Source organism: Streptomyces sp. NPDC006435 (assembly GCF_040612315.1).
Lineage (GTDB): Bacteria > Actinomycetota > Actinomycetes > Streptomycetales > Streptomycetaceae > Streptomyces.
This window is the reverse complement of sequence record NZ_JBEXPY010000023.1, coordinates 1-18,700: the sequence shown is the minus strand read 5'-3', so window position 1 is coordinate 18,700 and position 18,700 is coordinate 1. Positions and strand designations below refer to the sequence as shown.

Annotated in this window: 15 protein-coding genes and 2 pseudogenes; 6 read left to right on the top strand and 11 right to left on the bottom strand. The window is 70.7% G+C overall.

The genetic code is table 11. The annotated features are described in order from the left end of the window. Positions 1–28: 28 nt before the first annotated feature. Entirely contained in the window at positions 29–1,852 is a 1,824-nt protein-coding gene (locus ABZZ04_RS22335) for a phosphoenolpyruvate carboxykinase (GTP) (RefSeq protein ID WP_356933937.1), read from the bottom strand. 212 nt (positions 1,853–2,064) lie between these two features. Between ABZZ04_RS22335 and ABZZ04_RS22330 the strand changes: the two genes are divergently transcribed. Both ABZZ04_RS22330 and ABZZ04_RS22325 read left to right on the top strand, forming a co-directional pair. Then, positions 2,065–2,760 (top strand): hemolysin III family protein, encoded by a 696-nt coding sequence (locus ABZZ04_RS22330; protein WP_356933936.1) that lies wholly within the window; start codon positions 2,065–2,067, stop codon positions 2,758–2,760. 51 nt (positions 2,761–2,811) lie between these two features. Then, complete coding sequence (locus ABZZ04_RS22325) at positions 2,812–3,444, top strand: TetR family transcriptional regulator (RefSeq protein WP_356933935.1); 633 nt, start codon at positions 2,812–2,814, stop codon at positions 3,442–3,444. 102 nt (positions 3,445–3,546) lie between these two features. Here ABZZ04_RS22325 and ABZZ04_RS22320 read toward each other — a convergent pair whose 3' ends face one another. After that, positions 3,547–5,580: a thioredoxin domain-containing protein gene (locus ABZZ04_RS22320; RefSeq protein ID WP_356933934.1), complete on the bottom strand. Its 2,034-nt coding sequence runs from the start codon at positions 5,578–5,580 to the stop codon at positions 3,547–3,549. A 171-nt stretch (positions 5,581–5,751) separates the two neighbouring features. On the opposite strand from ABZZ04_RS22320, the pseudogene ABZZ04_RS22315 reads away from it, so the two are divergent. Then, positions 5,752–6,069, top strand: a pseudogene (locus tag ABZZ04_RS22315) (Uma2 family endonuclease); the annotation flags it as partial. Between the two features lie 224 nt (positions 6,070–6,293). Here the strand turns inward: ABZZ04_RS22315 and cas6e are convergent. From cas6e to ABZZ04_RS22280, 7 genes are all read right to left on the bottom strand, one after another. Continuing rightward, complete coding sequence (cas6e, locus tag ABZZ04_RS22310; protein WP_356933933.1) at positions 6,294–6,962, bottom strand: type I-E CRISPR-associated protein Cas6/Cse3/CasE; 669 nt, start codon at positions 6,960–6,962, stop codon at positions 6,294–6,296. Then, positions 6,959–7,789 (bottom strand): type I-E CRISPR-associated protein Cas5/CasD, encoded by an 831-nt coding sequence (cas5e, locus tag ABZZ04_RS22305; protein WP_356933932.1) that lies wholly within the window; start codon positions 7,787–7,789, stop codon positions 6,959–6,961. The genes cas6e and cas5e overlap by 4 nt, the downstream gene beginning before the upstream one ends. Next, the gene (gene cas7e, locus ABZZ04_RS22300; RefSeq protein ID WP_356933931.1) at positions 7,786–8,979 is read right to left on the bottom strand and encodes a type I-E CRISPR-associated protein Cas7/Cse4/CasC; all 1,194 of its coding nucleotides are present in this window, start codon (positions 8,977–8,979) and stop codon (positions 7,786–7,788) included. The genes cas5e and cas7e overlap by 4 nt, the downstream gene beginning before the upstream one ends. A gap of 37 nt (positions 8,980–9,016) precedes the next feature. After that, positions 9,017–9,676: a type I-E CRISPR-associated protein Cse2/CasB gene (gene casB / locus ABZZ04_RS22295; protein ID WP_356933930.1), complete on the bottom strand. Its 660-nt coding sequence runs from the start codon at positions 9,674–9,676 to the stop codon at positions 9,017–9,019. A 26-nt stretch (positions 9,677–9,702) separates the two neighbouring features. Then, positions 9,703–11,268: a type I-E CRISPR-associated protein Cse1/CasA gene (casA, locus tag ABZZ04_RS22290; RefSeq protein ID WP_356933929.1), complete on the bottom strand. Its 1,566-nt coding sequence runs from the start codon at positions 11,266–11,268 to the stop codon at positions 9,703–9,705. A 163-nt stretch (positions 11,269–11,431) separates the two neighbouring features. Further along, complete coding sequence (locus tag ABZZ04_RS22285) at positions 11,432–14,263, bottom strand: CRISPR-associated endonuclease Cas3'' (protein ID WP_356933928.1); 2,832 nt, start codon at positions 14,261–14,263, stop codon at positions 11,432–11,434. A gap of 522 nt (positions 14,264–14,785) precedes the next feature. Next, complete coding sequence (locus ABZZ04_RS22280; RefSeq protein WP_356933927.1) at positions 14,786–14,917, bottom strand: hypothetical protein; 132 nt, start codon at positions 14,915–14,917, stop codon at positions 14,786–14,788. A 111-nt stretch (positions 14,918–15,028) separates the two neighbouring features. On the opposite strand from ABZZ04_RS22280, the pseudogene ABZZ04_RS22275 reads away from it, so the two are divergent. Beyond that, positions 15,029–15,898, top strand: a pseudogene (locus tag ABZZ04_RS22275) (tetratricopeptide repeat protein); the annotation flags it as partial. Between the two features lie 294 nt (positions 15,899–16,192). On the opposite strand, the gene ABZZ04_RS22270 reads toward ABZZ04_RS22275, so the two are convergent. Next, positions 16,193–16,432, bottom strand: a complete 240-nt coding sequence (locus ABZZ04_RS22270; protein ID WP_356933926.1) for a hypothetical protein — start codon at positions 16,430–16,432, stop codon at positions 16,193–16,195. A gap of 1 nt (position 16,433) precedes the next feature. Continuing rightward, the gene (mca, locus tag ABZZ04_RS22265; RefSeq protein WP_356933925.1) at positions 16,434–17,315 is read right to left on the bottom strand and encodes a mycothiol conjugate amidase Mca; all 882 of its coding nucleotides are present in this window, start codon (positions 17,313–17,315) and stop codon (positions 16,434–16,436) included. A gap of 97 nt (positions 17,316–17,412) precedes the next feature. On the opposite strand from mca, the gene ABZZ04_RS22260 reads away from it, so the two are divergent. Both ABZZ04_RS22260 and greA read left to right on the top strand, forming a co-directional pair. Next, the gene (locus ABZZ04_RS22260; RefSeq protein WP_356933924.1) at positions 17,413–17,829 is read left to right on the top strand and encodes a DUF4307 domain-containing protein; all 417 of its coding nucleotides are present in this window, start codon (positions 17,413–17,415) and stop codon (positions 17,827–17,829) included. Between the two features lie 257 nt (positions 17,830–18,086). Further along, on the top strand, positions 18,087–18,584 hold the full coding sequence (gene greA, locus ABZZ04_RS22255) for a transcription elongation factor GreA (protein WP_356933923.1): 498 nt from the start codon (positions 18,087–18,089) through the stop codon (positions 18,582–18,584). The last annotated feature ends 116 nt before the right edge of the window (positions 18,585–18,700 follow it).

The following is an 18,700-nucleotide window of genomic DNA, read 5'->3' as shown; positions in this document are numbered from 1 at the left end:
CGGGGTGCGCCCCGGGGGTCTGTCGGGATCAGCCCAGGCGCTGGACCAGCGCGCGGTACTCGTCCCACAGCTCCTTCGGCGTGTGGTCGCCGAAGGTGTTGAGGTGCTCGGGCACCAGCGACGCCTCCTCGCGCCAGATCTCCTTGTCGACGTCGAGCAGGAAGTCCAGGTCGGCGTCGGAGAGGTCCAGGCCGTCGGTGTCCAGCGAGCCCTTGGCCGGCAGGATGCCGATCGGCGTCTCGACGCCCTCGGCCGTGCCGTCCAGGCGCTCGACGATCCACTTCAGGACGCGGCTGTTCTCGCCGAAGCCGGGCCACACGAACTTGCCCGCGTCGTTCTTGCGGAACCAGTTCACGTAGTAGATCTTCGGGAGCTTGGCCTGGTCCTTGTCGGCACCGACCTTGATCCAGTGGTTCATGTAGTCGCCCATGTTGTAGCCGCAGAACGGCAGCATGGCGAACGGGTCGCGGCGCAGCTCGCCGACCTTGCCCTCGGCGGCGGCGGTCTTCTCGGAGGCGACGTTGGCCCCGAGGAAGACGCCGTGCTGCCAGGTGAAGGACTCGGTGACCAGCGGCACGGCGGAGGCGCGGCGGCCACCGAAGAGGATCGCCGAGATCGGCACGCCCTTCGGGTCCTCCCACTCGGGCGCGATGATCGGGCACTGCCCGGCCGGGACGGTGAAGCGGGCGTTGGGGTGGGCGGCCGGGGTGTCGGACGCGGGCGTCCAGTCGTTGCCCTTCCAGTCCGTGAGGTGGGCCGGAGCGGTCTCCGTCATGCCCTCCCACCAGACGTCGCCGTCGTCGGTGAGCGCCACGTTGGTGAAGACGGAGTTGCCCCACATGGTCTTCATGGCGTTGGCGTTGGTGTGCTCGCCGGTGCCGGGCGCGACGCCGAAGAAGCCGGCCTCGGGGTTGATCGCGTAGAGGCGGCCGTCCTCGCCGAACCGCATCCAGGCGATGTCGTCGCCGATGGTCTCCACGGTCCAGCCGGGGACCGTCGGCTCCAGCATGGCGAGGTTGGTCTTGCCGCAGGCGCTCGGGAACGCGGCGGCGACATACTTCGCCTCGCCCTGCGGCGGGGTGAGCTTGAGGATCAGCATGTGCTCGGCGAGCCAGCCCTCGTCACGCGCCATGACGGAGGCGATGCGCAGCGCGTAGCACTTCTTGCCGAGCAGGGCGTTGCCGCCGTAGCCGGAGCCGTAGGACCAGATCTCGCGGTCCTCGGGGAAGTGCGAGATGTACTTGGTGGAGTTGCACGGCCACGGGACGTCCTCCTGGCCCTCCGCCAGCGGGGCGCCCAGGGTGTGGACGGCCTTGACGAAGAAGCCGTCGGAACCGAGCTCGTCCAGCACGGCCCGGCCCATGCGGGTCATGGTGCGCATGGAGACGGCGACGTACGCGGAGTCGGTGATCTCGACGCCGATCGCGGAGAGCGGCGAGCCGACCGGGCCCATGCAGAAGGGCACGACGTACATGGTGCGACCGCGCATCGCGCCGCGGAAGACCCCGTTCTCACCGGTGAAGATCTCCCGCATCTCGGCGGGGGCCTTCCAGTGGTTCGTCGGACCGGCGTCCTCCTCCTTCTCGGAGCAGATGAACGTACGGTCCTCGACGCGGGCGACGTCGCTCGGGTCCGACGCGGCGTAGTAGGAGTTCGGGCGCTTGGTCTCGTCCAGCTTCGTGAAGGTGCCCTTGGCCACGAGCTCCCCGCACAGGCGCTCGTACTCGGCCTCGGAACCGTCGCACCAGACCACCCGGTCCGGCTCGGTGATCGCCGCGATCTCGTTCACCCAGGAGACGAGCTCCTGGTGCTGGGTGGGGGCAGTGGGGGGAGCCGCGATGTCGCGCGCCACGATCGCTCCTTGTTGAGGGTGTCTGTTTGGTAGTTGCCCCGTGGGGGCTGCGACCCGGATGCTTCTACCCCTTCGAATCCCGTTGGCGCTCATCCGGTGCCGACCGCACTCATTTGATCATCCGACCGTTTCGCCCATATGTCCAGGGGGCCTCACACGTGAGCATTGCCACTCGTATCAGTTACCTACGGTCGCGTAGGTACGATGCGGGAATGACTGCCGCCGCCGCGCCCGAGTCCACCGGGCTGGAACCAGCCGAGTCCCTCCCCCTTCCGGCGAAACCGCGGATGCGCGGCTGGCTGCACGCCGGGATGTTCCCCGCCGTGATCGTCGCGGGGATCGCCCTGATCGCGTTCACGGACAGCTCCCGCGGCCGGATCGCCTGCGGGATCTACACGCTGACCGCGTGCCTGCTGTTCGGGATCAGCGCGCTCTACCACCGGGGCACCTGGGGGCCGCGCGGCGAGGCGGTGCTCCGCCGGCTCGACCACGCCAACATCTTCCTGATCATCGCGGGCACCTACACCCCGCTGACCCTGCTCCTGCTGCCCGAGTCCACCGGCACCCCGCTGCTGTGGGCGGTCTGGGCGGCCGCGGCGGCCGGGATCGCCTTCCGGGTGTTCTGGGTCGGCGCCCCGCGCTGGCTCTACACGCCCTGCTACCTCGCCATGGGCTGGGCCGCGGTCTTCTTCCTGCCGGACTTCCTGCGGACCGGCGGGATCGCCGTGCTGGTGCTGGTCGTCGTCGGCGGCCTGCTCTACAGCGCGGGCGGCGTCATCTACGGCATCAAGCGGCCCAACCCCTCCCCGCGCTGGTTCGGCTTCCACGAGGTCTTCCACTCGCTGACCCTGGCCGCCTTCGTGGTGCATTACGTCGGCATCTCGCTGGTGGCCTACAACCACGGCTGAGCAGCGTCCCGACCGGTGCCGGCGGCCCGCCGATGCCCGACAATGACGACCATGGCCGCCATCTCCCACACCCCTTCCGTTTCCGCCCCGGGAACGCCGCCGCAGCTGGGACTGCGCGAGCGGAAGAAGCTCCGGACCCGGATCGCGATCCGGCACGCCGCCTGCCGGCTGATCGCCGAGCAGGGGTACGAGGCGACGACGGTCGAGCAGATCGCGGAGGCGGCCGAGGTGTCGCCCAGCACCGTCTTCCGGTACTTCCCGGCCAAGGAGGACATCGTCCTCGCCGACGAGTACGGCCCGGTCCTGGAGGCCGCCCTGCTCCGCCGCCCGGCCGGTGAACCGCCGCTGGAGTCGCTCCGGCACGTCCTGACGGAGACGTTCGCGGCGGTCCTGGCGACCGAGGAGGAGGAGATCCGCCAGCGCGCCCGGCTGATCGTGGAGGTCCCCGCGGTCCGGGCCCGGATGACGGAGAGCATGTCGGACACGGCCGGAACCCTGGCCGCCGCCCTGGCCGCCCGCGCCGGCCGCGCCCCCGACGACCTGACGGTCCGGGTGTCCGTCGCGGCGGTCCTGGGCGCGCTGCGCGAGGTGACGCTGTACTGGTGCGAACACGACCGGGAGGGCGACCTCGTCGCGATGATCGGCCGGGCACTGGACGGCCTGGAGAACGGCCTGTCGCTCTGACCCCGTGACCACGCCCCGCAGCACCGCAGGACCGCAGGACCGCAGGACCGCAGGACCGCAGGACCGCAGGAAATTCGACCACGCCCCCGCGGCTTCGCCGCCCTACCGCCCGCTCGCCGGGCCCCGCGCCCCGAGCCGCCGCGCCAGCTCCTGCGCGTCCGTCGTCGGGACGTCGCACACGAAGTTCCGGCACACGTACGCCGTCGGCGCCCCGTCCGTCATCGGCCGGTCCGCCAGCAGCGGGAACTCGCTCCCGCCCGTCTCCCCGGCGGCCACCACCGCGCCCGGGGCCGTGCCCAGCAGCGCCGTGCGGTGCAGCTCGCCGCCGACCGGCCCGGCGACCGCGACCTCGCGCGGCCCGTCGAGCAGCGCCTCCGCGACCGCGAGGCCCCAGCCGGTGAACCGGGGCGCCCGCGGGCCGAGCGCCTTCACCACGCCCAGCGCCCCCTCCCCGGCGGTGCGGTGGGCCTCGGAGCCGGTGTGCGCGGCGTACGAGATCAGCGCCCCGGCCGCCGCCGTCCAGCCCGCCGGGGTCGCGTTGTCGGTGGGATCCTGCGGGCGGCGGATGAGCTGTTCGGCGTCGTCCGCCGTGTCGTACAGCTGCCCGCCCTCGCCGGTGAAGTGCTGGAGCACGATGTCGAGGAGGAAGCCGGCGAACTCCAGCCAGACGCCCTCGCCGGTGACCGCGGCCAGGGCGAGGAAGCCCTCGGCGACGTCGCCGTAGTCCTCCAGCACCCCGGCGTTGGCACCGGCCCGCCCGTCCTTCGAGGTACGGGCCAGCCGGGCGACGTCCCCCATGTGGACCCGGACCAGCAGGTCGGCCGCCTCGGTGGCGCGCTCGACCAGGTCGGGCCGGTCGAAGTACGCCCCGGTCTCGGCGAGCGCGGCGATCGCCAGGCCGTTCCAGGCGGCGACCACCTTGTCGTCCCGGCCGGGCCGGGGGCGCAGCTCGCGGGCGGCCAGCAGCCGGGCCCGCACGTCGGCGACCCGGTCCGCGTCCGCCACGCCCGTCCCCGGCAGCCGCAGGACGGAGGCCCCCTCCTCGAACGTGCCCTCCTCGGTCACGCCGAAGTACTCGGCGGCGAAGGCCGCGTCCTGCTCGCCGAGCACCTCCCGCAACTGCCCGGGCGTCCACACGTAGTACGCGCCCTCGACGTTCCGCCCGGCCCCGTCCTCGCTGTCGGCGTCGAGCGCGGAGGCGAACCCCCCTTCGGCGGTGCGCAGTTCGCGCACCATGAAGTCGGCGGTCTCCAACGCGGTCCGCCGGGCCGACTCCGAGCCGGTCGCCCGCCACAGGTGCGCGTACACCCGGCAGAGCAGCGCGTTGTCGTAGAGCATCTTCTCGAAGTGCGGCACGACCCACTCCCGGTCCACCGAGTAGCGGGCGAACCCGCCGCCGAGCTGGTCGTACATCCCGCCCCGGGCCATCGCGTCGCAGGTGTCGACGGCCATCTGGAGGGCGCCCTCCGCCCCGGTGCGGGCGTGGTGGCGCAGCAGGAACTCGATGATCATGGACGGCGGGAACTTGGGCGCCCCGCCGAACCCGCCGTGCTTCCCGTCGTACTCACGGGTGAGCCCGAGCAGCGCCTGCGCCAGCTCCGGCTCGCCGGGCAGCCCCTGGCCGGTGTGCGCCAGGGAGCGCCGGGAGAGGTCCTGGACGATGCGCCCGGCGACTTCGCCCACCTCGTCGCGACGCTCGGCCCAGGCCGTCGCGACCCCTTCGAGGACCTGCCGGAAGGACGGCATGCCGTGGCGCGGCTCGGGCGGGAAGTACGTGCCGAAGTAGAAGGGTTCGGCGTCGGCGGTCAGGAAGACCGACATCGGCCAGCCCCCCTGCCCGGTCGCCGCCTGCACCGCCTCCATGTAGACCGCGTCCACGTCGGGGCGCTCCTCGCGGTCCACCTTGACGTTGACGAAGTGCTCGTTCATGAACGCGGCGGTGGCCTCGTCCTCGAAGGACTCGTGCGCGAGGACGTGGCACCAGTGGCACGAGCTGTAGCCGACACTCAGGAACACCGGCACGTCGCGCCGCCGGGCCTCCTCGAACGCCTCCGGTTCCCACGGCCACCAGTCGACCGGGTTCTCGGCGTGCTGCAACAGATAGGGCGAGGTGGCGTGCGCAAGTCGGTTGGCCATGCCCCAATCCTTGCGCACCCGCCCTCACGAGAGCCGCGCGCCACGGGGCGAGGCATGAACGGGCAGGTGGGACGGGTGGGAGCATCCGATGCCGGGCGGTCGGACAACACCGGGCAGTAGGCTGAGTCCAGCAGCGCCGAAACTGTGGAAGCACCGCGAAGGAGGCACACCGTGCCCGCCGAAATGGTGGCGCCCGCGTGGATGCGCACGCAGATCAGCGCGGAGCAGTACGACTCCTGGTCCGAGGAGCAGTGCGCCGGCATCGAGATCGTGGACGGGATGGTCGTCGTGAGCCCGAGCGCTTCCAAGCGCCACAACCGGCCGGCCCGCATCCTCGCCAATGCCCTGGACGCCGCCGCGGGCCCGGACTGGAACGCAGACACGGACTTCGACGTCCGCCTGCAGGACGTTCCACTCACCAACCGCCGCCCCGACGTCATCGTCTACCGGGCAGAGACCATCGATCTCACGCCTACCCGCCCCGAGCACACTTCCGTTGAAGCCCGCCGGCCTGAGATGACACCATCTCCTGGCACGACCCGAAGAAAGCCCCAAATCATCCCATATCCTGATTGGATATCGGATGAAAACGACCTCTCGGACGTGTTCTGAGGCTCGTATCCCCGGGCGAGGACGACGCGTCCGGCACCGCGATCGATGCAGAGCAGGTCGCACGCCTTGCCGCTCGACGAGTCGGTCAGGGCCGCTGATGTCTACTCCCCCGCCCGTAGCGGCGCGATGGTCAGCAGCCCGCACCCGTATGCCCGCCCCTTTCCGATGCCACCGGTCATCGCGGCTCGCAGCGCATCGGGATCGACGATTTCCGCAGTGCCCTCGAAACGGACCCGGTGGTGGCGCACCTTCTGGGCGTCGCTGCCCTTGCCTCGGCGGCCGACAGCGGCGTCCAGCGGGTGGGAGAGGTGGGTGTGAATCTTGAGACCGGCGAGGCCCGCCCGACGGTGCCACCAGTCGTCGGCGTGGCGGCCGTTGAGGGCAACGACGGAAGGAAGGTTCGTGTACACCTCCCGCGTGGTGCGGCTGGGGCGGCGAATGGGGTTGGCGTCGCAGCGGTAGGACAGGAGACGGCCATGGGCAAGGGCGTCCAGGAGCGGCTCGATGCTGCGGGAGGCCGAGCCGACCGCGTATCCGTCCGGAAGCCGCTCCGGAGCGGCCTCTCTGTTGCTCTGGACCATGAGCACGGCCTGTCGTTCGGCCTGCTCGACCCTGTGCAGTACTCCGAAGTGTCTGCGTGCCTCTTCGAGTTCGGGGAGGTCGGGGAAGAGAGACATCACTCGCCGATGCATGGCGACGGCATTGCGCAGTTCCTCGCGTACGTCGGTGCGGGAGGTGTCGAGGACGAGGCGGGTGAGCCAGGTGGTCATTCGGCGGCCTCCGGACCGTCGGGCCGGGGCACAGTGGCGGCGTGCAGATGTATGGCGAGCTCTTTGAGGTAGTCGACACCGAGTGCGCCGGTGTACAGACGTCCGGGCGGGTGCCAGGAGCCCCGGTAGAGCCGACGGGTACGGAAGACACGACGATGCGGGGCGGTGTCGACCGGTTCGTCCTGGACCTCGGAGCTGGGGCGGGAACCGTCGTCGGGGTCCTCGGGATGGCGTGGGAGCCAGTCGAGGGGGCGGTCGGCCAGCAGCGTCACCGCGGGGGCCGGGGCCTGCGCGGGCAGCGGGACGCGAAGGAGGCTGCCGAGGGCATCGGCACTGCGTCCGAGCAGCACGGGGCCCTCGGGCGGGCAGGCGCGGCGTCCCAGGTACAGGGGCCAGCGAGGGGTGGTGAGAGCGTCGGCACAGCGGTCGAGGACCGCCTCGTCCCGGCAGGTGAGCGCGCAGACGAAGGCGGCGTCGGCGAGGTAGAGGCGGTGGCCGTAGAGCGTGGACCTGTTCTCGCCGCGGGTGCCGCCCTTGGCCGTTCGGACGGTGTCCTTCGCGTCGAGGCCACCACCGACCGTGTGCAGGTCGCGCAGCACGTAGCCGGGACGGTCGATGCGCACGGTGAGACCCAGTCGGCGCAGATCGCCGTTGTCCTGTCCCCGATGCCGACCCAGCGCGCAGGACAGCAGGCCGAGCACGCCGGACTTGGTGGGGAAGGCAGCGGTGTCACGTTCTTCGGTGAAGTGGCTGCGCTCTCCCCAGGACTGCAGCGGCGCGGCAAGACGCAGCAGCAGCCCGGACTCCCGTGGCGGCCGCAGGGTCACGCGCCGCCTCCCAACGGGGTGAACGCGGCCTCGACACCGGCCTTGACCAGTGAGTCGAAGGACTCGACCCGGGTCCCCAGTCCTTCGATGTCCTGGCCGACGCCGGCCCAGTGGGCGGCGAGGACGCGGTCGCTTCCCATGAGCGTGGTGGCGGTCCGTGCGTACGCGACGAGCTGGTCGCGGGAGGCGGTGCCGTGTCCGCCGCCCTGCGCGGAGCGCACGGGGGCTTCGAATGCGGCGGCGAAGGACAGCGGGCGGTCGCTGCGGACGCTGACGTGGACGAGGTCCGGTGCAGTGTGCGGAGCGGTGGAGTTCTTCTTGGCCTGCGGCAGGGAGCGGATGAAGGAGGAGAGGAAGGCTCCGGCGATGTTGCGGGCGTCTTCGGACGCGTCTCGGACGCCTTCGGGAGCATGGACCTTGCCCATGTTGGTGACGAGTTCGCGCACGTCGATGGTGGCGAAGCGGTAGAACGTGCCGGCGGAGAACTCGGCCTCGCTGAGGTGGCCGCTGCCGGTCTCGCCCCACGCGGCGGTCAGGTCGTCGACGGCGGTGAAGTAGTCGACCTGGACATCACTGCGGTGGGTGGTGAAGGCATGGGCGACCTGAACCGCACCGTCGACGTCCGCGTCGTCGACCTCGGCGAGCATGCGGCCGAAGGTGTGGATGACGGCGTTGCCCCGACGGATGATGCCCTGGACTTCGGCCGCGGGAAGCTGCGACTTGTCGGTCGCCTTCTCGATCTTCTTTTTCTTGATCTTGTCGGGGTGTTCGGCAGCGAGGTCGGCGAGTTCCTCGATCGATTCGGAGGACAGGTACACAAGTCCGTTGGTGATGGCCTCGTAGCCCTCCTCGTCCGGCTTCTTCTCGATGCCGAACTTGATCCCGGAGGCCGCCACGACGTGGGCGCCGGCCAGGCGTGCTTCCCGGTGGTCCCAACCGTGCTTCTCCTTGAGGATGTCGGCGACGGCCTTGCCGATCCGGCGGGTCCGGGTGGCGAACTGGCCGATCTCCTTCTGGAACTCCTCGCGCAGCGCCCTCTTCCACGACTGGCTGCTGACACGGGTGCGCCGCACACCGCCGTAGTCCACCGTCTTGACGGCGTTGAGATCGTCACGGTTCAGCGTGGACACGGGGACGCTCTGGAGGATGTGTACGTCCACGAAGCAGGCGGGCAGGTGCGCGGTCGGCACGGAGAGCTCCTTCTGGAATGGTGTGCGGGTACGGCGGTCAGACGGCGGGCGGCCCGGGGGCGGGCACGGCCTGGGCGGCGTCGGTTTCGTCCTTCTTCCGCCACTCGTCGCGGTGGAGGGTGCGGAAGTAGTCCTGCTGCCACCGGCTCCCGATATCGGCCGCGTACCACGGCCAGTTGGTCAGGTCGCTCAGCAGCTGGGCCCAGTCGGGCTCGCTCTCGTACTGACGCAGGAGGCGGGTGGCCGGGGGAAGGTAGCGGTGCAGTCCGGTGGGGCTCTGGCGGACGAGGAGATCCAGGCGCCTGCGAGTGCTGTCGCGCCGGCGCTGGCGCTCCTGCGCGGGAGCCTTGAGGGCGGACTCGGCGAGGGTGCGGCCGAAGCTGAACCCGTAGGCGTCGTTCGACTGCTCCGCCTCCGTGTCGGCCACGGGCCGGTCGCGGACGACGTGGCGGGGCTGGTCGGCGATGAGCGCGGCGATCGCGTAGTAGGCGCGGTCCCGCTCGCGGTTCCGCTTCTCGGGCAGCCGGTGCGCGATGAACTCGTGCATCCCGGACACCTGGTCGATGTCCTTGCCCAGGCCACGGCGCAGGCGCGCGTGAGCCCCGGGGCTGTCGGCACACAACTCCCGGATCTCCCGCACGAAACGCAGGTGATCGGCACGGCGCTCGCGCGCTTCGGTTCTGCGGTCCTCCGCCATGGGACACCTTCCGATCGGCGTGGTGACTACTTCTTCTTGTGCACGGGGCGCGTCGCCCACAGCAGGCCACGGGCTTCGATCACGGCCTGGTTGCCGCGGACGGTGCGGGTGAGCGGCTCGGTCGCATGCTCGTAGGCATCACGAGCCAGCCGTAGGAAGGCATCGCGTGCGGCGCCGATGTCCAGACCACCGTCGGGATCCTCACGGGTGCGGTCGAGGCGGTCGAAACGGGCCCAGAACTCGCGCTCGGCGGCCGGCCAGTACAGGGCCTCGGCCTGTGGGACGAGTCTGCCCGCCTGCTTGGGATCACCGCCGGTGTACAACTCCCAGGCTCTGCGCACTGCTCCGACGAGGTTCTCCCCGTACCGTTCGCCCAGCCTGCGCAGTCGTCCGACCGCGACCCGGGCCTCAGGGATCTCATCGGTCAGGTGGCCCACGGTCGCGGGAGTCAGGCCACTGACGAACTGGATGTTCTTGGACTTGTTCTGGTCCAGACCCAGTGCCCTGATGCGCAGCTGGTCGGTGAGCTTGACCGCTGTCGAGAACAGCACCGGCCGCTCCACCGTGGTCGCCTCGCCGTCGGCCTCCGGGGGCTGATGGCCCAGCAGGCCGTCCAGATCCCTCCACAACGCCCTGCTCGCCTTGGCCGGCCGGGCGGAACGGATCGTCTCCTTCTTGACGAGCCTGTGTTCCCAGATGAGATACGGGTCGTTGGAGACTCCCGGGAGGCGGTACGCCCAGGTGATGCGGGCGTCCGTCACATGTTCCCCGCGGGCATCGGGCTGGAGCAGGAGAGCGTGCCGCGAGATGTCCGTCCACCAGCCGCAGGGGCCGACCGGCACCGGCGGAGCGCCCGCCGGATCCGTCGGCTCGTCCCGCTCCCAGGGACAGAGGTCTTCCTCGCGCCGCACCTCTGCTCTTGGCCGTACGAGCCCGGCAAGCAGGGTGACCAGCAACGATTCCCCCTCCGGGTGATAGGAGAGCGATCCGTGCAACGGTCCGCTCCTGGCCTCGGAGATCCGTTCCCCGTGGAGCACACGGGCGGTGCACTTGCCGGGAGCGCCGTAGTAGTGCCACATCAGCAGGTACAGCACTGCTGCGTCAGCGGAGGGCGAGTGCGGGGCACTGTCGCGGACGTGGCCGAACCAGGAGTGGTTGTTGCCCGAGGGGCGGGTCATCACCAGCTTGTTCACGCCGCTGGAATCGGTGCACTCGTCCGCCAGGCGCGGGTCCTGCATCCACGGACGGCCGGCGGCGCCGTCGTCGAAGAGGAAGAACCGGTGGTGCCACCGGGAGACGTACTTCTCGATGCCGTCCTGCGGCAGCGCACGGCTCTTCAGGATCTTTGCGCGCCTGCGCGGCCATTCGGTGTCCGGGTCCTCGTCGAGCTCGGTGACCCGTGCGGTGAGCGCGTACAGCACACGCAGGAGCGCCGAATGGGCGGCGGCGAGCGGGACGTCCAGGGCTTCGACGTCCTGGCAGCGCTCCAGAAGGCCCCGAAGGCCCACGGAGTCGGGGCCGCCCTGGCCGGGAAGCCAGCGCACGGGAATCCACGGCTCGTCGAAGAGGTTCATCGCCTGCGACGGTTCCACAACTCTCCCGGTCTCCCGCTCGCTTCCGCCCCGTAGGACCGCATGGCAGGCCCGCCCCGTCCAGGCGTCGCGCACCCATCGTGCCGCCGAAGGCACTTTCCGTAGTCGCGGGCTGTGAGTGATCGTAAGCGGTCACGGGGCAGGGCGGGGACCATTCGGGGAATCAACTGAGCCTGACCAGACCGGTCCTGGTGTACCCGATCCGCATGTTCCCGAGAAGGCCGGTGCAGGGGTCGCCGTCCCCGCCGAGTACCACTGGATACACCCTGTTGAGCCAGGTCCATTTACTCCACTGCGGGAACCTGAGGTTGTCGATGCTGCGGAACTGCTCACGGTCGATCTGCGCCGAGTTCCCGCCCTCGGGTGCCCACTGCGGCGGAACCGGAATCGTGTGCCGGGCCAGCGCGGACACGGCCGAGCCGCCCTCCCTCTTGAGGCTCGGCACCTTCTCCTTTCCCTCGGGCCCCAGGAAGGCGAACGTGCCCCGGAGGCGGACGAGCAGCACGTACGCCTGCTCGAAGCCCATCCTGGCTGCGAGGTGTTCCTCCGTGAGGCCGCGCTCGGCCCGGATCAGCTCGTACAGGTCGTCGTGGACGTCCGCCGGACCGGGGATGCCGATGTGCCGGGCGTCGTGCAGCAGCTCGGCCTCGTGCCCCTCGGCCTCCGCGGCCAGGAGGAGCTGCTGCCGCCTGACCTTGATGTCCTTGAGGGCGTCCAGGTAGCTGTCCGAGTCGTACACCTGACGGATCAACCGATGGGTGTCGCCGGGAAGTCGAAGCTGCGGGCCGTGCGATCGGAGCGCCTGGACCGTGCGCTGTCTCAGTGCCCGGTCCATCGGCGACCCGGCCCGCTCCTCGCCTTCCAGGAGCGTCAGACACCGGCCGCGGAGAGCGCGGGCCAACAGCGACGGCAGCGGAGCCGGAGGGGTGACGACCCGTTCGAAGCGGAACGGGAGGTGTTCGGCGAAGTCGGGAGTGGTGACGAGCACCGAACCGTCCCGCGCCGGATTCTTGTGGGCCGACGTGCACTCCGCCATCAGTTCGCGGACGTGATACCGGGGGAAGCGCTGGTGCAGCAGCCTTGCCCCGCCGGGCGTCGTATGCCGACGGCGGCTCTGCTCGATCGCGGTGAAGACCCGCTGAGCCTCCTCCACGTCGTCACAGCACACGAGGGTCGAGCCACTGCCCCCGGCCCCGCCCATGACGGCATCCACGTACGGGTCCGTGCCACTGGTCCGCGGCCGGACTTCAAGCGGGGAGACGCGCAGCACCGAGTCCTCAAAGGGACCGGCCGCAAACGGGGCGACCGAACCGTCCAGCCCGTCGACGTACAGCCAACCCGGCTGCGGCAGTTCCGTCGGCGGAGGTGCGTCTTCCTCCCGGCCTCTCAGCCCCCTGGCCACTCGCGCACCCCTCCGGTACGCCTGCACCAGGCGATCGGCACTCGCCCCGGCCAGGGTGTCGGTCAGCAGGACCACGGACGCCCCGAGCGCTGCCAGCCACTCCACCAGCAGGCACAGGAGCTGGTGCGAGAACGGCTCCTGCGGACGCACGTCGTCCACCACGAGGACCTTCTCGCTGAGCCCGAAGAACCGCACCGCACCATCCGGTACGGGCAGGACGGCCGGCAGGAACTGGTCGAGGACGCCCACCCCGAGGGAGGCCAGCAGCCCGCGGCGTCGCTCGGTGAGCCACTTCTTCGCGATGGCTCGGCTCTCCGGGGCGAGGCTGATTTCGGGGACTTCCTCGAAGGCCGTGTCCGGCCCGGCGTTGAAGCACATCGTGTGGAGCCGGATGAGCCCGCCGGAGCCCTCCAGGAGCGTGCCCGCCAGTGACGCCAGCTCCTTCGATGCCTCATCGAGGTGAAGCTCGTCCGGCAGCGCGAGAGCGATGCCCCGCGCCCCGGACGTCCGGCCGAGCTTCGAGGCCGCCACCATCCCGAGCCGTCGGCGGGCGGGGCCCGCCGGAGCACTCATCAGCAGCATCCCGGCATGCGCGGGCCCGTCTTCCGTGAGAAGCCGTCGCGCGAGCCGGCCGTGCACGGATCCGTCCAGGAGCCCAGCGGCTCCCAGCAGTTCCTCCTGCGCAGGGGTGGCGAATCCGCACCGGCCGAGGGCCTGACGCTCCACTCTCTCCCGGGCCGCATTCCGGACGCGTTCCCAGTGCTGTTCAAGAGCCTTGCCGCAGCAGCACTCCTCGTCCTCGATGCACCGCACCGTCTCGATCGACTCCTTCGTGCTGGCCATCCAGTCCGCCACCATCACCACGCCCAGCACCACGACCGAGAGTTCTGCCGGGAGAATTCCCGTCGGCACTGGGCCGTCGTCCGTGATCAGCGTGCGCACCATGCGAGCGTGGCGGAGGCGTTGTTCCGACCATTCGCCCATCCCGACCTGCGGCAGGAACGTCGCCGGGTTCCTCAGCTGCCGAGGCTCCATCTGCGGGTGGAAGAAACCGTGGTGCCCGCCGAGCAACTGCCCGACGGCGTGACCGATCAGCTCGCCGACCGGATCGTCCCGATCGCCCGACGGATAGCCCAGTTGCCCGAGAATCCCGGGCAGGGTCCAGTGCGTGATCCGGCAGTGCGGACCCGCTCTGTTGTCGGTGCCGTACCTGCCGTGCCGGTAACGGCCGTCGGCGAGCATCCGCTCGAAGTGGTCCGGACAGTCCTTCCGGATCTCTCCGGACAGGAAATGCTGGAACGACGGCGAGATCTTTCCCAGGTCGTGCAGCGCGGCCCAGAAGGCCAGCTCCCGCGCAGCATCGGCCTCTGTCAGACCCAGCGCCAGAGCTGTACGGGCACGCGTGCGCGGCCCGACAGTCGACTCCCACAGTTCCGTGAAGTACGCGCCGGTGTCGACGAGGTGGCACACCACCGGGTACGGGGATCCCAGACCGCTCTGCTTGCCCAGCAGGCGGGTGTCCAGGAGCCGGACATTGCCGTGGCGGCAGGGACCGCTCTCGCCGCCGGGCCCGGATTCGGCACTGGTCTCCATGCGAGTGTTGTAGCAGCAATACCAGGACATCTGCCGTCACAGGGAACGTACTTGGCGTACAGTCAGGAGCGGGTAGAGGAGATCCGGCGACTCCGCGGAAGGGGACACGTCCCCACGGTTCAGTGACACCGCCCCGCGGGTCCAACCAGCCTGCGGAGCCGTCACGATCTCCAAGGGGTAACTACATGGACAAGTCCCAGAACCTCCGCAGTGGGTTCTTCAAGCAGTTCGCCGGCTCCTTCGTCGGCAAGTTGCTTGCGGGCATCCTGCTGGAATGGTGGTCAGGGCAGTAGACCCGACCCGCGGCCCGGACTTCGGTCCGGGCCACTTTGTTCCCACAGGTCCGGCGCCCCGACAGGCAGAACTCCCCGGCGCAAAAGGCGGCGGTCGTACGGACGACTGCCGTGCAGCCGCCTCGGCCTCCGGCCCGGAAGCACAGCTCCGAGCCCCTCGCACGGCCCTGGCCCCGCGCGGGAACCACCCCCGTGCCCTGATGGCCTCCGCGCCCCGGCGGGGCCGTGGTCACCGTTCGGGTGCGAGTCTGGTGGCGAGGCCGTCGAGGATCCGGTCGAGGCCGTACGCGAAGCGGTCCTCGCGCTCCCGCTCCGGGTCCGTGCCCGTGTCCTCGCCGCGGTCCGGGCTGCGGTCCGCCACCGTGTGCGGTCGGTGGCGGCCGGCGGGTCGAGCTCTCCGAAGACGTCGTCCACGGCCAGCTGGACCAGCTCGTCCCGGTTGGCCACGTGCCGGTAGAGGGAGGCGGCGCCGGCGCTGTGCTCGCTCGGGATCACCCTGCACCACCAGAGGGCAATCTGACGGAGGCGTCGGCGCGGCTGCGCGAGGCGATCGAGCTGCAGTCGTCCGAGGGGCAGGCCGAGGACCGGGCCTGGTCGATGCACGCCCTGGCCGCCGTCGAGCGCGACCGGGCCCGGCCGGCCGAGGCGCTGGCCCTGCTGGACGCCGCGCTGGTCCTGCACCGGGAGGACGAGTCGCTGCACTGGGAGGCGTGGACGCATTTCCAGCTGGGGCAGACCCTGCTGCGGACGGGTGACGTGGAACGGGCCGAGGACGCGCTGCTCGTCGCCCGGAACCTGTACGGGCGGACCCGGGACGAGCGGGGCGGGGCCTGGGCGCTGACCCAGCTGGCTCGCGCCCGGCTGCTGGCCGGTGACGCGGCGCCGGCCGCGGAGCAGCTGAACCGGGCGGTGGCCCTGCACCGGGACAACGAGGACGCGCGCGGCGAGGCGTGGACGTGCCTGGAGCCGGCCCTGATCGACGCGGGCAACAACCGGGCCCCGCAGGCGCTGGAGCTGTGCGGCGAGGCGACGGAACTGTTCGAGTCCTACGGCGACGCGCGGGGCGCGGACTGGGCCCGTTTCCTGCGCTGCACGCTGCTGCCGTACGCGTCACCGGGCGGCAGCGAGGCGGGCGCGGCGGTGGCCCAGCAGGAGCCGGCCGATCTGCTCGGGGCCGGTCACCCCACGCGCGACGGCGGGCTGGAGGACTGCACGGAGGCGTTCGCGGTGATGCTGAACCGCGGCGTGGACCTGGAGGACGGCCGACAGGAGTGGCGCCCGGGCATGACGCCCGCGCCAGGCCCGGGAGATCATGGGCGTACCGCTTCCACCGAGGCCCTGACGGCCTGCCCGCCGTGCCACGCCCCGGGCCGTGTCCGGCACCCGCCCGCCCGGGGCACGATGCCGGAACGGGGCACGGCACCGGAACCGGACAACGCGTCGGGGCTCGACACCCCGGACAGTTGGCGACATGCCCCTGACACACCCCTGGACAGGAATGTGCGCGACACCGGCCGGCCTGGGTGCGGGCGGTCGGTGCCGCGCGGTGCGACGGGGCGGCCGGTGTCGTGCGATGGATGGCCGGTGTCGCGCGGTGCGACGGGGCGGCCGCGGACGTGCCGGTGCCGCCCCGTGCCTACTTCTGCTTCGCGGTTCCCGCCCCGGCGGCGGCGGCGTCGGCCGCCACCGCGTCCGGGTCCGGGGCCTCCACGAAGTCGACCCTGCCCATGTGCCGGTTCATGGACTTCATCAGCAGCCACACGCCCACGGCGAGTGCCGCGAAGACGAGAAAGCCGAGGACGCCGGGGGTCACCTTGTTCTTGTCGAGCTCGGCAGCAAGCGGAACGAGGTCGGTCAGTGCCTGGGTCGCGTACATATCAGGCATTGTCGCGGATGCCCGCGAAGAGGTCGCTCTCGGGGAGGGAGGTATCGACGAGGGACTTCGCCAGCTCGTACTCCTCGGTCGGCCAGACCTCCTTCTGGATGTCCATCGGCACGCGGAACCAGCCGCCGTCCGGGTCGATCTGCGTCGCGTGCGCGATCAGCGCCTTGTCCCGGATCTCGAAGAAGTCGGCGCACGGGATGTGCGTGGTCAGCGTGCGCTCGGCGCGCTCGAACTCCTTCCAGCGCTCCAGCCACTCGCCGTAGGGGGACTCCAGCCCGCGGGCCAGCAGCGCCTCGTGCAGGGCCACCGTGCGGGGCCGGTTGAAGCCCTGGTTGTAGTAGAGCTTCTGCGGCTGCCAGGCCGGGCCGAACTCCGACTCGGGGAACTTCTCGGTGTCCGTCGCACCGTCGAAGGCGATCATCGTGATCTTGTGGGTCATGATGTGGTCGGGGTGCGGGTAGCCGCCGTTCTCGTCATACGTGGTGATGACCTGCGGGCGGAACGCGCGGATGCTGCGGACCAGCCGGCCCGCCGCCTTCACCTCGTCCTCCAGCGCGAAGCAGCCCTCGGGGAGCGGCGGCAGCGGGTCGCCCTCGGGCAGCCCCGAGTCGACGAAGCCGAGCCACTCCTGCTCGACGCCCAGGATCTCCCGGGCCTCGTCCATCTCCTTCCTGCGCACCTCGTGGATGTTCTCCTCGATGTACGAGTCGCCCTGGAGCTTCGGGTTGAGGATGGAGCCGCGCTCGCCCCCCGTGCAGGTCACGACCAGCACGTCCACCCCCTCGGACACATACTTCGCCATGGTGGCCGCGCCCTTGCTCGACTCGTCGTCGGGGTGGGCGTGTACTGCCATCAGTCGCAGCTGCTCGGTCAAGACTCGATCCTCAGTGATTCGGCACATGGGCAGGCTTCTATAGTGACCGAACCGGGGGGTGGAAAATTCCTCGATCCCCGGCACGGGAGGAACGATCATGGCTGCGGTGCGGGAGTCGCTTCCGGAGAACCGCTACGGCCGCTCCGCGGACCAGCGGGCGGACCGCAAGCTCAAGATCATCGGCTCGGTGCTGGGCGTCGTCCTGCTCGGCGTGGTCGGCTGGATCGGCTACGGCTACGTCACCGGCCAGGGCATCAGCGCCGAGGTGATCAAGCGCCAGGTCGTCTCGGACCAGCAGGTCGACGTACACCTGGAGATCCGCAAGGACCAGGACGCCAAGGGCTACTGCACCCTGCGCGCCCAGCACGAGGACGGCAGCGACGTGGCCCGCAAGGACTTCCGGTTCGACGAGAGCACGGGCCGCATCGACCGCGTCGTGTCCCTGCGCACGACCGCCAGGGCGACCAGTGTCGAACTCCTCGGATGCACCACCGACGGCGGGGCGCGGCGTTGACCCCGCACCGCGGGGCGTCCCGCGCCCCGGCCCGGAGGTCGGCGTCACGTTGACCCCCGGCGGCGGCACATTGACCGCCGCGCACCGGAGCTGAATCAGCTATAACCGCTCTGACCTGCACATATGTGGTCCCGGTGTTTTACCTTCTCCCCCTTTCCCCGGTGAATTGTTAGGCTCGTGGTTTCGCCCACCCGTAGGGGCACATGCTTACGGGTAGGGCGATGCTTTGTATTCCCAGTACCGACGAGGAGCACCCTGTGACCCAGACCAGCGAAAACGTCACCTGGCTCACGCAGGAGGCGTACAACCAGCTCAAGGCCGAGCTGGAGTACCTGTCTGGTCCCGCGCGCACGGAGATCGCCGTAAAGATCGCGGCGGCCCGTGAGGAAGGCGACCTGCGCGAGAACGGCGGGTACCACGCGGCCAAGGAGGAGCAGGGCAAGATGGAGTTGCGGGTGCGCCAGCTCACCCAGCTCCTGGAGCACGCGAAGGTCGGCGAGGCGCCCGCCGACGACGGCGTGGTCGAGCCCGGCATGGTGGTCACGATCGCCTTCGACGGCGACCCGGACGACACCCTGACCTTCCTGCTGGCCTCGCGCGAGTACGCGAGCTCGGACATCGAGACGTACTCCCCGCAGTCGCCGCTCGGCACCGGCGTGAACGGCAAGCGGATGGGCGACGACGCCGAGTACGAGCTGCCGAACGGCAGGATGGCCATGGTGAAGATCCTCGCGGCGAAGCCGTACACCGGCTGACCCCTCGTCCGCCGAAACGCGCGGGAGCCCCCGGCCCGACGGCCGGGGGCTCCCGCGCGTGCGGGGCCGCCCGGGGCCGGGGCCGAGAGGGCCCCCCCCCCGCCCCCCCCCCGCCC

Excerpts from the sequence above, each read along its gene's own strand:
- ABZZ04_RS22330 (WP_356933936.1), top strand. The coding sequence starts at position 2,065 with ATGACTGCCGCCGCCGCGCCCGAGTCCACCGGGCTGGAACCAGCCGAG.
- ABZZ04_RS22325 (WP_356933935.1), top strand. The coding sequence starts at position 2,812 with ATGGCCGCCATCTCCCACACCCCTTCCGTTTCCGCCCCGGGAACGCCG.
- ABZZ04_RS22320 (WP_356933934.1), bottom strand. The coding sequence starts at position 5,580 with ATGGCCAACCGACTTGCGCACGCCACCTCGCCCTATCTGTTGCAGCAC.
- cas6e (WP_356933933.1), bottom strand. The coding sequence starts at position 6,962 with ATGACCACCTGGCTCACCCGCCTCGTCCTCGACACCTCCCGCACCGAC.
- casB (WP_356933930.1), bottom strand. The coding sequence starts at position 9,676 with ATGGCGGAGGACCGCAGAACCGAAGCGCGCGAGCGCCGTGCCGATCAC.
- ABZZ04_RS22285 (WP_356933928.1), bottom strand. The coding sequence starts at position 14,263 with ATGGAGACCAGTGCCGAATCCGGGCCCGGCGGCGAGAGCGGTCCCTGC.
- ABZZ04_RS22270 (WP_356933926.1), bottom strand. The coding sequence starts at position 16,432 with ATGTACGCGACCCAGGCACTGACCGACCTCGTTCCGCTTGCTGCCGAG.
- ABZZ04_RS22260 (WP_356933924.1), top strand. The coding sequence starts at position 17,413 with ATGGCTGCGGTGCGGGAGTCGCTTCCGGAGAACCGCTACGGCCGCTCC.